The sequence below is a fragment of the uncultured Microbacterium sp. genome (assembly GCF_964244775.1).
Taxonomy (GTDB): Bacteria; Actinomycetota; Actinomycetes; order Actinomycetales; family Microbacteriaceae; genus Microbacterium.
Map to the genome: position 1 here is coordinate 53428 of NZ_CAXTJR010000008.1, position 14174 is coordinate 67601.

Annotated in this window: 10 protein-coding genes; 2 read left to right on the forward strand and 8 right to left on the reverse strand. The window is 66.0% G+C overall.

The window, feature by feature from the left end; translation table 11 throughout:
* Positions 1–69: 69 nt before the first annotated feature.
* The 4 genes from ACFE6Z_RS13005 to ACFE6Z_RS13020 form a co-directional block, all read right to left on the reverse strand.
* On the reverse strand, positions 70–1527 hold the full coding sequence (locus ACFE6Z_RS13005; RefSeq protein ID WP_375386114.1) for an APC family permease: 1458 nt from the start codon (positions 1525–1527) through the stop codon (positions 70–72).
* A gap of 209 nt (positions 1528–1736) precedes the next feature.
* Entirely contained in the window at positions 1737–2987 is a 1251-nt protein-coding gene (locus ACFE6Z_RS13010; protein WP_375386115.1) for a D-arabinono-1,4-lactone oxidase, read from the reverse strand.
* Positions 2984–3928 carry a dihydrodipicolinate synthase family protein gene (locus tag ACFE6Z_RS13015; protein WP_375386116.1) on the reverse strand — a complete coding sequence of 315 codons (945 nt, stop codon included), beginning with the start codon at positions 3926–3928 and terminating at the stop codon, positions 2984–2986. The genes ACFE6Z_RS13010 and ACFE6Z_RS13015 overlap by 4 nt, the downstream gene beginning before the upstream one ends.
* Positions 3925–5688, reverse strand: coding sequence for a dihydroxy-acid dehydratase (locus ACFE6Z_RS13020; protein WP_375386117.1), 1764 nt, complete (start codon positions 5686–5688; stop codon positions 3925–3927). The genes ACFE6Z_RS13015 and ACFE6Z_RS13020 overlap by 4 nt, the downstream gene beginning before the upstream one ends.
* Before the next feature lie 208 nt (positions 5689–5896).
* Between ACFE6Z_RS13020 and ACFE6Z_RS13025 the strand changes: the two genes are divergently transcribed.
* Positions 5897–7411: an aminobutyraldehyde dehydrogenase gene (locus ACFE6Z_RS13025; RefSeq protein ID WP_375386118.1), complete on the forward strand. Its 1515-nt coding sequence runs from the start codon at positions 5897–5899 to the stop codon at positions 7409–7411.
* Positions 7412–7456: 45 nt separating this feature from the next.
* The gene (locus ACFE6Z_RS13030) at positions 7457–7804 is read left to right on the forward strand and encodes a cupin domain-containing protein (protein WP_375386119.1); all 348 of its coding nucleotides are present in this window, start codon (positions 7457–7459) and stop codon (positions 7802–7804) included.
* Here the strand turns inward: ACFE6Z_RS13030 and ACFE6Z_RS13035 are convergent.
* The 4 genes from ACFE6Z_RS13035 to ACFE6Z_RS13050 all read right to left on the reverse strand — a co-directional run bounded on the left by ACFE6Z_RS13035 (position 7801) and on the right by ACFE6Z_RS13050 (position 14129).
* The gene (locus tag ACFE6Z_RS13035; protein ID WP_375386120.1) at positions 7801–8814 is read right to left on the reverse strand and encodes an ornithine cyclodeaminase family protein; all 1014 of its coding nucleotides are present in this window, start codon (positions 8812–8814) and stop codon (positions 7801–7803) included. The genes ACFE6Z_RS13030 and ACFE6Z_RS13035 overlap by 4 nt on opposite strands.
* Positions 8811–9263 (reverse strand): aconitase X swivel domain-containing protein, encoded by a 453-nt coding sequence (locus ACFE6Z_RS13040; protein ID WP_375386121.1) that lies wholly within the window; start codon positions 9261–9263, stop codon positions 8811–8813. The genes ACFE6Z_RS13035 and ACFE6Z_RS13040 overlap by 4 nt, the downstream gene beginning before the upstream one ends.
* Positions 9260–10555: an aconitase X gene (locus ACFE6Z_RS13045; protein WP_375386122.1), complete on the reverse strand. Its 1296-nt coding sequence runs from the start codon at positions 10553–10555 to the stop codon at positions 9260–9262. Before ACFE6Z_RS13045 ends, ACFE6Z_RS13040 begins: the two co-directional genes overlap by 4 nt.
* Positions 10556–10649: 94 nt before the next feature.
* The gene (locus ACFE6Z_RS13050; RefSeq protein ID WP_375386123.1) at positions 10650–14129 is read right to left on the reverse strand and encodes a bifunctional proline dehydrogenase/L-glutamate gamma-semialdehyde dehydrogenase; all 3480 of its coding nucleotides are present in this window, start codon (positions 14127–14129) and stop codon (positions 10650–10652) included.
* Between the last annotated feature and the right edge of the window lie 45 nt (positions 14130–14174).

The following is a 14174-nucleotide window of genomic DNA, read 5'->3' on the forward strand; positions in this document are numbered from 1 at the left end:
CCCAGCGTAGCGGTGGGGATGACGGGCAGCCCGCCGTCCCCACCGCCATCCCCGAGTGGGGATCAGCAATCACTGATTGCCGATCTGCTCGTACACCGCCGGTCGGGTCTTCTTGTAGCGCAGTGCGAGGAAGAACCCACCGAAGGCGACGATTGCCAAGGCGATGTTCGCAGCCATTCCGACCACATCGCTGCCAACCAGCACCCGAAGATTCAGTGCCGTCAGAACGAACAGGATCGAAAGAGAGATGAACGCCAGTGCCGGCGCGATGACCGCCTGCCACACACCCGGGCTCAGCTGGCGGTGACGGCGGAAGAACACGATGGCCGCGAGGCTCGTGAAGATCAGCAGCGGAAGCAGGAAGTAGATGCCGGCACCGGACAGCGCCGCGTAAGAGGCAACGGCATCCAGCTGGAGCACGAAGATCAGCAGCATGATCGCCAGCGACGCAGTGCTGACGGTGAGCACCGCGACGTAGGGCGACTCGAGCTTCGGGTGCACTTTGGCGAGTCTGCGCGAAAGGACGCCGTCGCGACCCAGCGCGTACAGGTAGCGCGATGCCGCGCCCTGGATCGAGTTGATGGCCGCCAGCTGACTCGTCACCAGGATCAGGGCCACCACGTTGAGGAAGAAGGGACCGATGTAGTCGTTCACGCTGTTGAAGAACGACCCCACCGGGTCGGTCTGCGCCGATTCGACGACGTTGCTCGCACCCTGCGTGATGATGTAAGCCCAGATGCCGAGCGCGTAGAAGACGCCCATGAAGGTGATCGAGATGTAGGTGGCGCGCCCGACCGCCTTCTCGGGATTCTTCGTCTCGGCACGGAAGCACGCCGCGGTCTCGATGCCGATCATGCAGAGCATGGCGAACAACACGCCGAGGCCCGGATTGCCCTCCAGGAACGACGCCGGCGCGAAGGACTGGAGAGCGTACCCTTCCGGACCGCCCTGGATGAAGACCGCCACTTCCCAGATCGCCACGACGACGATCTCGACCAGCACCAGAGTGCCGAGCACCTTGAGTGACAGATCGATGCGCAGCAGGCCCAGCACCGTGGCGATCACCAGGAACACCATCGCCCACCACTGCCAGCTGATCGGCTCCCCGCCGCCGGTGAGCCGCTTGACGAGGTCGACCATGATGAGACCCATGTACAGGAACGACCCGGCGATGAGGATGACGTACGCTGCCGTCGCCAGGAACGCTCCGCCGAGCCCCGCGGGCTTGCCCAGGCCCGCGACGATGAAGCGGTAGAACGCGCCCGGGTTTCGGATGTACCTGCTCATGGAGACGAAGCCGACGCTGAAGACCAGCAGGATGGCGGCTGCGACGAGGAACGACAGCGGCGCGCCGATGCCGTTGCCGAATCCGACCGACAGTTGCGAGAACCCCGCCATGGTCGCGATCGGGGCGTTGAAGGCGATGACGATCATCACGAGCGACACGACGCCCAGTCGCCGAGGCAGCTCGGTGACCGGAATGTTCATCGTCGCTGGACCGCTCAGCGCAGGAGCTTTTTCAGACATCCCATTTCCTCTCGTGGACCGAGCGCCCCTCATTGGACGATCGGCGGGCACCGGCTTCGCAGCCCGGGTTGCCGCAACTGTATGACTCCAATCAAAGTTGCGTCAAGTAATGTTTTATCGCAGAAAAATCCATCGTCGCTATTTTTGTTACGCTGAACAGGTAAATCTTGGCGCCGATATATGTGTTTCGGTCAGGTTAAATCACCTGGCTATGCGAATAGCGGCTCCAGGTACGAGTTCAGGAAGACGCCTTCCGGATCGAGTTCTCGCCGAATCTCGCGGAATCGCTCAACTTTGGGGAACTGATCGTCCAGCCGCTCGAGGCTCGTGTGGTGCAGCTTGCCCCAGTGCGGACGGCCGCCGTGGGCGGTGAACAGTTCGTCGAACGTCTCGAAGTAGCCGTCGGGAATCTTGCCGGGTTCGGCGGTCACCGACACCACTGCCGACGGGCGACCGTAGTTCTGCGAGAGGAAGCTGTCATCGGCCGCGACGAAGCGCAGCTGCACGGGCATGTGAGACTGCGGGAACTTTTCGCGCACGACATCCCGGCTCGCGGCATAGCACGCGAGCCCGCGGTCGATCGGCATCATGTATTCCATCTCGTAGAAGAGCGGCTCCCAGTCATCGGGATAGACGCGATACGCGCGCTCGGTGCGCCGCACGCTGCCGTATTCCGCAATGGGACCGGCGTCCACCTCTGTTCCGCTCTTCTCGTAGATCTTGATGAAGCACGTGTCGGACGCGTCGGTCGCCCCTTCGGGCACGGTGTCGAAGTTCACGCAGGCCTGGTGCGTCGGAAACCACAGCAGCGAGAAGTTGCGGTGGCTCGTAGCGAGGTCGAGGCTGTGCGGGAACACGACGTCGAAAGGAGCGAATCCGTGCCACTCGTGGAGTTCGTATGCGGGCGAGACGGCCAGCTCGATCTCGGTGAACACACCCAGCATCCCGAGAGACACCCGCGCCGCGGCGAGGTGGTCGGGGCTCGACTCGTCGATCTCGATGATCTTCCCGGTGCCTGTGACGATCCGCGCCCGAGTCAGAGCCGACGAGATGTTCTTCAGCTGCAGCCCCGTGCCGTGCGTTCCTGTGCCGATCGCACCGGCGATGGCCTGCCTGTCGATCTCACCCTGGTTGGTCAACGAGAAACCCCGCTCCCAGAGCGGCAGGCCGAGGCTGTTGATCTTCGTGCCGGCATGGACGACCGCCCGCCCGCGCTCGGTGTCTCCCGAGATCACGCCCTGAAGGTTATCCAGCGAGATCAGGAATCCTTCGTTGCGGCACAGCGGGCTGCTGGAGTGCCCCGTGCCGACCACGCGGACGTTCTCCGACCGCGATCGAGCGAGGTTCACGATGTCCAGCACTTCCGCTTCGGAGTGCGGAATCACGTGACGGGTGTCGAATCGTTCGTTGTTCAGCCAGTTCTGCCAGGGTGCGATCTCGGGCAAAGTCGTGTCGGTCATCGTCGTCCTTCTCTCCTCGTGGTGCGCGGGTGGCTCCAATCGGTGGCGCGGAAGGCTCTGTGCAGAGCGCCGAGGCGCTCGGCGAACGCGGTCTCCTCCGGCTCTTCGGGCGTCAAGTAGGGCGCACGCACGTCGCCGACCTCGATTCCCACTTCCCGGAGGCCGACCTTGCACAGCGCGATGTAGTTGTCGGAGTCCTCGAGGAACCGCAGGAACGGTCGCAGCAGACTCCAATCGTGTGCGGTGCGTGCGCTGGGGCCGCCGTTCTGAAGCTCCCGGATGAGGGGCACCAGCAACTGCGGAATGAAGTTCGCACTGCCGAACACGGCACCCGTGGCCCCCTGGGCAACGCTGTCGTACAGATTCGAGTCGGATCCCACATAGACGGCTAGCCCATCGGGAAGCTGCGCTTCCAGCAGGTCGCCGAAGTGGAAAGGATCGCCGGAGCTGTCTTTGATCGCGGAGACATTCGGCAGCAGCGCCAGTTCGGCGATCTGGTCGACGTTGAGCAAACCCGATGGAGGCGTGTTGTAGATCATGATGGGCAGCTCGGTGGCGGCGGCGACCTCTTCATAGAAGCGATAGCGCTCGCGCCAGTTGATCGGCTCACCGAACGGAGACGCCACGAGCAGCCCGTCCGCCCCGGACTCCGCTGCTGCTCGGCTCAGGCCAACGGCATCCCGGGTGGATAGTGCACCGGTCTGCACGATCACCGGCACTCGGCCGTGCACACGGACGACCACGTCGCCGGCCAGTCGCGCGCGTTCCTCGACGCTCAGCGTGCCGTATTCGCCCGTGCCCCCGGCGACGATCAGCCCGCTCACCCCGGCGGCGAGCTGGAACTCCAGAAGGTCATCGAGGAGTGACGGATCGACATCGTCGCCCGTCATCGGGGTCACGAGCGCAGTGAGGAGACCCTTCGGCCAGATCTGATTCGTCATGCTTCCTTCACGAGGGTCGGGTTCTCAGCGGCATGGGGTAGGGGAAGGAGGAAGTCGAAGTCGCATCCGGTGTTGGCCTGGGTCACGCTCTGCGCGTAGAGCCGAGCGAATCCACGTTCCGGAAGCGGCCGCGCAGGTTTCGAGCCGGCCAGCTCACGTCTGCGTTCGAGTTCGTCGGCCGAGACGCCGATGTTTATCGAACGGGCCACCACGTCGAGCGCGATGATGTCGCCCGTCTCGATGAGGCCGAGCGGTCCACCCGCCGCAGACTCGGGCGACACGTGAACGACCGCCGTGCCTTTGACGGTGCCGCCCAGACGCGAGTCCGTGACGCGCACCAGGTCCGTGATTCCCAGATCCAGCAGTTTCTGTGGAACGGAGATGCGTCCGGATTCGGGCATTCCGCTCGCCCGCGGGCCCTCTCCGCGCAGCACGACGATGTCGCCCGGCCGGATATCGAACTCCGGATCGTAGAGTCTGGCGTCGAGATCGGCCCTCCCGTCGAAGACCACCGCGCGACCCTCGTGTGCGAGGAGGTTGGCGGAGGCGACACCTGTGCGGATGATGGCACCGTCGGGCGCGACATTTCCATACAACACGGCGATGCCACGCGGCTCCGAGATCGGCGCCTCCAGCGAAGCGATCACTCTGCGGTCGCGCACCACGGCGCCTTCGATCTCCTCGGCCAACGATCGCCCGGTGACGGTGATCACCTCGGTGTTGATCAGCGGACGCAGCTCGTGAAGCAGTGCAGGAACCCCACCCGCCTCGAAGAAGTCGGTCATGTAGAAGTCGCCGGCGGGACGGAGATTCAGCAGCACCGGGGTGTCCGCCGAGAGCTGGTCGAATCGATCCAGGTGCAAGCCCACACCGAGCCGACCTGCGATGGCCAGCAGGTGCATGACCGCGGCGCTGGATCCGTCGACGGCGGCGAGCAGCCGGATGGCATTGTCGAACGCATCCACTGTCATGATCTCTTTGGGCCGGAGGTCGTTCTCGACGAGTTGCATGATGTATTCGCCCACGTTGCGAGACATGGCGAGTCGCCGGGAGTCGACCGCCGGAATCGCCGACGATCCCGCCGGAGCCATCCCGAGGGCTTCAGCGATCGCGGTCATCGTGGAGGCCGTGCCCATGGTGCTGCAGTGTCCGGGGCTGCGCTCGAGCGAGTCCTCCAGTGAGCTGATGTCGTCGGCGGTGAGTTCTCCGCGACGCTGCGCGTCGAGCGCGCGATGGAAGTCGATTCCCGGGCCGACGTTCTGCCCACGCCAGAACCCGGTGAGGGCCGGTCCACCGGGCAGGACGATGGCGGGCAGATCGATGGATGCCGCCGCCATCAGCATCGCGGGGATGGTCTCGTCGCAGGCGCCCAGGAAGACGATTCCGTCCATTGCATAGATGCTGGCGGTCTGCTCGATCTCCATCGCCATCAGGTTGCGATGCATGAAGGACGACCCCATGGGGTTCGTGTTGTCAGCACCCATCGTCATCGTGTTGAAGACGCGCGGCAGCCCGCCGGACTGAAGGATCGACTCCTTTACCGCGGTCACCATGTTGTCGAAATGCAGGTGGCAGCGAGTGAACTCGCTGGTGTTGTTACAGATGCCGATGATCGGCTTCGCGTAGTCCTTCGGCCGCAGGCCCTGCACTTTCAAAGAAGAACGGTTGAGAAATCCATCGACGCCGGTGGCTTCGGTCCATTTCTGGCTGCGGTACTGGCGGGACGGTGGCCCTGGAACTTCGGAAGCGTCGGGGCTCATCGTTCTCCTTCGGCGGTGGCGGGATCGGGAGGGTTCAGACCGCTCCATCACAGTAAAGTTGCGTGAAAAGAACTATAGTCTGAGCGGCAGTCGGTCGCTAGACTGTACCGAGATTTCGGCGAAGTACTGGCGCCAGACTGCCGCGACCCAGATCATTGTCGTGTGTCATGCTGGCTAAAACTCTGGCACAACTATATTTAGGAGCACCGTGAGCAATCTGAGCGGGAACGCGACCATCGTCATTGCAGACGCGAGGGCCGCCATCGAGAACGCGCGGTCTGAGATCGCCACCTCCGTCTTCGGTCACGTTATCAACGGAAACATCGTGTCGGGCGGGTCGGGCGACACTCTCGAGGTGCTCAGTCCGGTCACGGGCGAGGTACTCACCGAAATCCCCAGCGGCGGCAGCGCGGAGGTAGATCGAGCGGTCGAGGCGGCCACCGCGGCTCAGCTCGCCTGGGGCGCATTGACGCCGTCGGCGCGCGCGAAGATCCTTGGCAGTGTCGCGGATGCCGTCGATGAGAACGTGGAGTCGCTCGCGGCGCTCGAATCGGTGAACACCGGAAAACCCCTCAAGGTGTCGCTGGACGAGATCCCGCTCGTGGCCGAGGTCTTCCGTTTCATGGCGGGCGCGGCGCGCGCGCTGCAGGCTCCTGCGGCGGGCGAATATACAAACGGACACCTGTCCGTGCTCCGTCGCGAACCCCTCGGGGTCATCGGCGCCGTCACCCCGTGGAACTACCCCCTCCTGACCGCCTCCTGGAAGATCGCCGCGGCACTTGCGATGGGCAACACGATCGTCCTCAAGCCGTCAGAACTGACCCCTGTCACAACGCTCCGCTTCGCGGAATTGGTGTCCACGATCCTCCCCGACGGTGTCTTCAACGTGGTCCTCGGCACCGGCGCCGAGGTGGGTTCGGCGCTGTCGAAGCATCCGGGGATTGCGATGGTCTCGCTCACCGGCAGCGTCGGGAGCGGACAGTTCGTCGTCAGCGATTCGGTCAGCACCTTGAAGCTCACTCACCTGGAACTCGGCGGCAAGGCTCCGGTCGTAGTCTTCCCCGACGCCGATCTCGACACCCTGACCGAGACGCTCCGGGGTGCAGGCTTCTGGAACTCGGGTCAGGAGTGCGGTGCGGCTACCCGCATCCTCGTTCACTCGTCCGTCAAAGATGTCCTGCTCGAGAAGCTCGCGGCAGAGGTCTCGACCATCCGAGTCGGAGTCCCCGAGGAGGGACTCGACGTGGAACTCGGGCCGCTGATCAGCGCGGCTCACTTCGCCCGTGTCTCGGGCATCGTCGATCGCGCCCGTGCCGCTGGTGCGCGGATCGTCGTGGGCGGGGTTGCCGACGAGGGACCGGGAAACTTCTATCCCCCGACGCTCATCACCGACATCCCCGCCGGAGAAGAGATTCTGCGCGACGAGATCTTCGGGCCCGTGGTGACGGTGGAGTCCTTCGAAGACGAGATCGATGCGGTCGAGCTGGCGAACAACACCCGCTACGGCCTGGCGTCGTCGGTGTGGACGCGGGATGTCGGTCGGGCGCTCCGCCTGACCGGGCAGCTGCATTTCGGCACGGTGTGGGTCAACACCCACCTCGTTCTCGCAAATGAGATGCCGTGGGGCGGGTACGGATTCTCGGGGCATGGGCACGAACTGTCGACGCTCAGCCTGGAAGACTTCTCGCGCACCAAGCACGTCATGATCTCGACGCAGAACTAGCTCGTCCATCCGTTCCATCAGCGCAGATTCGAAAGGACTTCTTCTATGACCGAGGCAGCCGAAAACTTCCCTCACTTCAACGTGCACACCGTCGAGACGACCCCGCTCCCGGAGTTCGGCGGATCGGAGGCCATCCTCTACAAGTCCGAGGACGGACGCCGGCTCGCGGGCAGCTTTCGTGAATCGGGCACCCACACGATGGAGATGGAATTCGACGAGTTCGTCTACCTCGTCGGCGGCACCCTCACCCTCACCGTCGACGACGGCACGCCCGTGACGCTCTCGACGGGAGACTGCGCCTACCTGCGGCAGGGGCAGACGGTGACGTGGGAGATGTCCGACGACTTCCACGACGTCACCGTTCTGGTCTCCGACGACCCGATCGACTACTAGCCGACACCACTCCAGGTCGGTGCGCCGACACCTCGGGTTCGTGCGACGTCGATGATCGCCCAGGCGGCCGCAGCATCCTGAATCCCGAGGCCTGTGGTGTTGTAGAAGACGATCTGCTCAGCGGACGTCCTGGCCACCGCGGAGCCCACGATGCACGGGCCGAGGCCCAGCAGCGACGCGCGTTCCACGGTGCCGCTCTCGAGCGCTGCGATGATCGGCCCGGCGTGCACCGATGCGGTTTCGGGATCATCGACGACCACCACGTCGGCTCGGGCGATCGTGTCGGTGCCGACTTCGTGGCGGTCGGGCTCGAACGACCCCACACTGACCACGAGGGAGCCGGGCCGGATCCACGCCGCCTCGATGACCGGGTCGTGGCTCGTCGTGCACAGAATGACCAGGGTCGACTCGCGTACGGCCGTCTCGGCATCCAGCTGCGGCTGCGGCGCAATCCCGAGCTGCGTGCTCAGTTCGAGCTCAAGGGCGTGAGCCTTCTCGGCATCCCGGCCCGCTACCCGCACGGAGGTCAGCTGTCTGACGGCCGCGACCGCCAGCACGTGCTCACGCGCCTGAACGCCAGAGCCGAAAACCGTGAGAGCCGTCGGGCCTTCGTTCGCCAGCAGACTCACCGCGAGTGCGGTCGCCGCCGCCGTCCGTCGCGTCGTGATCGTCGTGCCGTCGAGCACCGCCGACACGCATCCCGTGTCGGCATCCAGCGCGATCACCGTAGCCGTGATCGTGGCGAGACCCCGTTCCGGATTGCGCGGATGGACCGCCGTGAATTTCGTCACCGGGCCGCTGTCCGCCGAGAGCTGAGCCGTGTAGGTGAGAGCCATCGACTGGCCGCTCGGGCTGGGCGTGACGAGTTTGCCGGGCATGACCGCCGTGCCGGCGCCGAGCGCCGCGAAGGCCGTGCGCTGGGATTGCAGCGCGAGCTCGCGCGTGAAGATCTCCCCGACCGCGTGGGCATCCAGCCACAGCGTCGGCGGGCATCCACCCTCAGTGGTCATTCGGTTGCTCCCGGTTCTGCGGATGCGCCAGCATCCTCGCTGTTCGCCCACCCGATCGTGGCGCGGTCTGCCCAGGCATCGACCTGCACGATTCCCGTTCGAGGAATCCCGGCGAAATCGTTGGTGACCACGACGGGGGTTCGGATGTCGTAGAGCTCCTCTGCGACGAGCGCGCCCAACGCGATGATCGCATCGGTGGCCCCCAGAACGATCCCCGTGGGCCCCGAACCGTTTCGAATCAGCTCGGCCAGCACGCTCGAGGACGAGCTCGATCCCTTGCCCGCCGGCAGCACCAGCACTCGGCCCGCGACGCTTTCGCCGTACTGGCGGTGGCCGCGGTCGACGATCGTGCCCTCATCATCCACACCGCCCCAGAACGACAGCGCGTCCGTCAGCACGAGTGGCGCCGCCGAGGCGTGTCCGACGGTCAGCGTCGTCGCGTGGATCATCCGCGACTACCGCTTTCGGACAGTCCGGTGGCATCCAGAAAGTGCACCCGCCCCGTTCGGGCCGATTCGATGCACTCGTCGAGGGAGCCCAGCACGACATCCACACCGATGTTGGCCGGTGCGTAGTTCGCCCATTTGGCGGAATTCGTCATCACCACCCGCTGCGACGGACGAAGGATCGACGTCACGTACGTGCAGGTGTCGATGACCAAGGTCACGCCCGCGTCTTCGAGCGACGCTCGGTGGCCGGCATCATCGAGTCGCGCCAGAACCGACCGGTTCGTATTGAGGTAGAACGTCACCTCTGGCGAGATGGGCGGCCCGTCCGCGAGCTTGCCCGCCAGCGCCACACTTTCCTCGTACGAGGCGTGGGGGGTTCCGATGCTCACCGCATCGATGGTCCCATCGATGATCGTGCACAGCTGTTGCCGAGCGCGTCGGATGTCGGATGCCGCCAGAACATGGGTCTCCTCCGCCGCACCATCGTGCAGAGCGGCCGCCAACGTCGGAGCCTCGGGTGTGCGACCCACGATATGGAACAACCCCACGCCTCCCGACGATGCGGCTGCGGCACCGAGCGCCTTGAGTCGGTCTTCGCTGACCGAGTCGGGAAGCCCGACGAAAACCGGAACCCGCTGGCCCGCCAGCCGTCCGGCGATGAATCCGAGCACCGGGTACAGCACGTCGCCCGCAATCAGCTCGGGCGACAATCCGCTGCAATCGATGACGACCTGGCCTCTGCGGTTCTCATCGAGGTGCAGGCCGGTCAGCGGTGCCCGACCCGTCAGGGCGGCGCAGATATCGACGAAGTCGCCGTAGCGGTGCGTGCGTGCGCCGAGCACGCTGTTGGCGAAGACGATGGCGTTGGACTCCGCCCACGCGATGTGTTCTCCGAAGGCGGGTCGCTGCGGCAGCTGGTACGGCGCACACGTCCACGTCGCGGTGGCGCCGAGGTCTGTGTAGGCCTGCATCAGCGCCCGTCCGCCGTCGCGGATGCCGCGTTCCTTCTCCGTGCTGCTGCGAACGAGTCCGGGATGCAGCAGATCCACCGAGCCCACATTCAGGGTGGTCGGGACAGCGACCGCGCCGCCGAGTTCGACGAGACGTCCAGCGAAATCCACGCTCACCGGTCCGTGATAGAGGCACGAGTCGATGTGCGCCGACGAGATGTCGATCAGCTTTTCGGCGCCCAGTATTTCGCCCAGGCGCACGACCACCCGCATCGCGAGCGCTGCGGCGCCACCTTCGGCGCCCCCGAGCATCGCCTCGTCGCGAGCATCCAGAGTCAGCACGTCAGAGCCCCCACCGGTCGCGGGGCGTCTGTGCGTCCCGATGAATCCACTGTGGCATACGTGGTGATTGCCCGCGCCGGACGGGATGGCGTCGTCATCCGAGGCGATCGGCGGCAGCGAGCAGCGGCACGTCGTAGTGGCGAGGCGTGCCGAACCGGTGCGCGGAGACCGATACCGCCTGTTCCCGCAGGAACGGGAGCATCTCGACCCGTCCGGCCGAGACCACCGGCCCGTCGTACACCGCGAGGGCGGGCGAGCCGCCGGTGACCGCGGCAAGGTCATCGAATACTGCGCCCACCAGACGGACTCGACCCCCCTGCGCGGTGAGTTCGATGGCGCGCGCAGACCAGGCGCCGTCCTTCTCTACGACCGGGGTGATTCCGATACCGCTCAGCCAGGTACGGATGCCGGCCGGCAGTTCGTCCGTGGCGCTCACGGTGATGCGCGCGCCCGCGCGCCATCCGGCGGCAACCACCCGCAGCAGTTCGACGAGGCGGCCTCTTTCGAACCGGACGGTGACGGGGACCGCCTGGTACCGCAGGATGTTCAGTTCGCAGTCCAGCCCTGTGGCGTCGGCAACGGCGCCGAATTCGTCGCGCCATGCCGCCGCATCTGTGGCGAGCGCGCCACGGAGCCACGTGATGTCGGCGTCGCCGAGCCCGTCTGCCGCTCGCAACACCGACGGGGAGTACTGATCCTTCACGTCGGAGGCGCCCACCGGCGCATCCAGCCAGTCGGAGAGACCGATGAGATAGCTCGGACCGCCCGCCTTCGTGCCGGTGCCTACCGCCGCCTTCTTCCATCCGCCGAACGGCTGGCGCTGCACGATGGCTCCGGTCGTGCCTCGATTGACGTAGAGGTTTCCCGCCTCCACTGTGGCGAGCCACAACGCGATCTCTTCCTCGTCGAGCGAGTGGATGCCGGAAGTGAGCCCGTAATCGATGTCGTTCACGAGCACGATCGCGTCTTCGAGGGTGGGCGCCGTCATGACGCCCAGCACCGGTCCGAAGTATTCGGTGAGATGGAACGGCGAGCCGGGTACGACGCCGTCGCGGATTCCCGGGCGCCAGAGCGCGCCGGCCTCGTCGAGCTGCTCGGGCTGCAGCATCCACTTCTCCCCGGGCTCCAGCGTGGTCAGTGCGTGCAGCAGCTTTCCCTCGGCAGGGCCGATGAGCGGCCCGATACGGCTGCCGCCCTCCCACGGCATTCCCACCTGGTACGAGCGAACCGCGTCGACGAGCTGCCTGCGGAAGCGGTCAGACTTCGCGGCGCTGCCGACGAGCACCACGAGCGAGGCTGCGGAACACTTCTGCCCGGCGTGCCCGAACGCGGAGTAAGCGACATCCTTCGCCGCCAGGTCGAAATCGGCGCTCGGGGTCACGATGATGGCGTTCTTACCGCTCGTCTCCGCCAGCAACCGCAGCGATGGCCGGAAGCTGCGGAAGAGTTCCGCCGTCTCGTACCCGCCGGTGAGGATGACGCGTTCGACGGCCGGATCGCTGATCAGCTGCCGGCCGAGTTCGCGACCGTCGAGTTGTACGTACTGGAGGACGTCGCGGGGCACCCCGGCATCCCACAGCGCCTCGACCATGACCGCGCCCGATCGACGCGCCTGACGGGCGGGCTTGATGATGACGGGTGACCCTGCGGCGAGCGCGGCGAGCGTCGATCCGGCGGGAATGGCGACCGGGAAGTTCCACGGCGGGGTCACCACGGTCAGCCCCACCGGCACGGCGTAGGCTCCCTCGATGCGCGCCAGCTGCCGTGCACTTTCGGCGTAGTAGTGCGCGAAGTCGATGGCCTCCGACACCTCCGGGTCACCCTGATCGAGCAGCTTGCCGCATTCGGCGCCCATGACTTCGAGCAGGTCGCCGCGACGGCGCTCCAATGCTTCCCCGGCGCGGTGGAGGATCTCGGCCCGACCCTCGGCGCCCAGGTCGCGCCAGGCTGCGCCGGCGGCGACCGCGCGTGCGATCGTGGCATCGAGCGCTGCGGCATCCGAGTGCGTGTGTGCCCGAACGGTGTCGAGGCCCAGTTCAGATCCCTGCATCCGATCGCGGATGGCCTCGCCCCATTCGCGATTGGCGGCGAGGCTCGGGTCGGTGTCGGGCGCGTTCACGAACGTGTCGCGGGCGGCCGGCGCCGGCTCGGAATCGCGGTTCTGCACGCGGTTGGGGCCAGGAACAGTCGATGGCACGGTCGCGATGGATGCCAGGAAGCGCTGGCGCTCCCTCTCGAAGAGTGCGGGATCGGATCCCAGATCGAAGACGGCCGACATGAAGTTGTCGGATGACGCGCCTTCTTCGAGTCGGCGGATCAGATACGCGATGGCGACGTCGAATTCTTGGGGGTGCACCACCGGTGTATAGAGAAGGAGGGACCCCACCGAACGCCGCACCACGGTCGCCTGAGCGGAAGCCATCCCGAGCAGCATCTCGAATTCCACGCCGTCAGCCACGCCGCGCTGCGTGGCCAGCAGCCACGCGAGCGCGATGTCGAACAGGTTGTGTCCGGCGACTCCGATGCGCACCGCACCGATGTGCTCCGGCCGCAGGGCGTACTCGAGCACGGCCTTGTACGACGAGTCCGACTCCTGCTTGCTCGACCAGGTCGCCAGGGGCCAGTCGTGCAGTTCGGCATCGACGCGCTCCATGGGCAGGTTCGCGCCCTTCACAATCCGCACCTTGATCGGCGCACCGCCGGCGGCGACGCGCGCGGAGGCCCATTCCTGCAGGCGGATCATCGCGCCCAGCGCATCGGGCAGATACGCCTGCAGCACGATGCCGGCCTCGAGCGTGTGAAACTCCGGGCGCTCGAGAATCGAGGTGAAGACCGCGATCGTGAGATCGAGGTCTTTGTATTCCTCCATGTCGAGGTTGATGAATTTCCCGCCGTTCGGGGCGGCGGCCGCGATCTGGAACAGCGGGCTCAGTGCGTCGGCCGCGTGGGCTGCCGCTTCTTCGACGGCCCAGGGGCTGTGCGGGGCGACGGTGGACGACACCTTGATCGACACATAGTCCACGTCGTCGCGCGCGAGCAGTCGGCGGGTCCCTTCCAGGCGACGGGCGGCCTCCTCGTCGCCGAGAATGGCCTCGCCGAGAAGGTTGATGTTGAGGCGGATGCCGTCGACGGATCCGATGCGACGGATCGCGTGGGTGAGCTGGATGTCGCCGGCGTCGACGATCAGGTGCCGCACCATCCCGCGCAGAACCCGGCGGGCGCTGGGAACGACGATGCCCGGCGCTAAGGGCGCGATGAGCCCGCCGAGACGGATGAGCCCGCGAAGCGGTGCCGGCAGGAAGCGCGGAGTCAGCGGAATCAGCTCGCGCAGATTGCGCGCTGCGACGCGCGTGTCTTCGGGGCGCACGACACCGTCGACGAAGCCGACCGTGAAGGCGAGTCCGTTCTCATCACGGAGCACTTCAGCGAGGCGGCGGGCGGCGGTATCCACCGGCACCGATGCGCTCTCATCCAGCCATCGACGAACCAGCGTCACGGCGTCATCGGCGAGGGCTTCGAGATCGGCGCTCCGCGGGCCGATGACGCCATCGAAAGAAGTGGTGGTGACAGACACGATGAGGCCGTTTCGATCGGGTGCAGCGTGACAGGGGGTTGACCT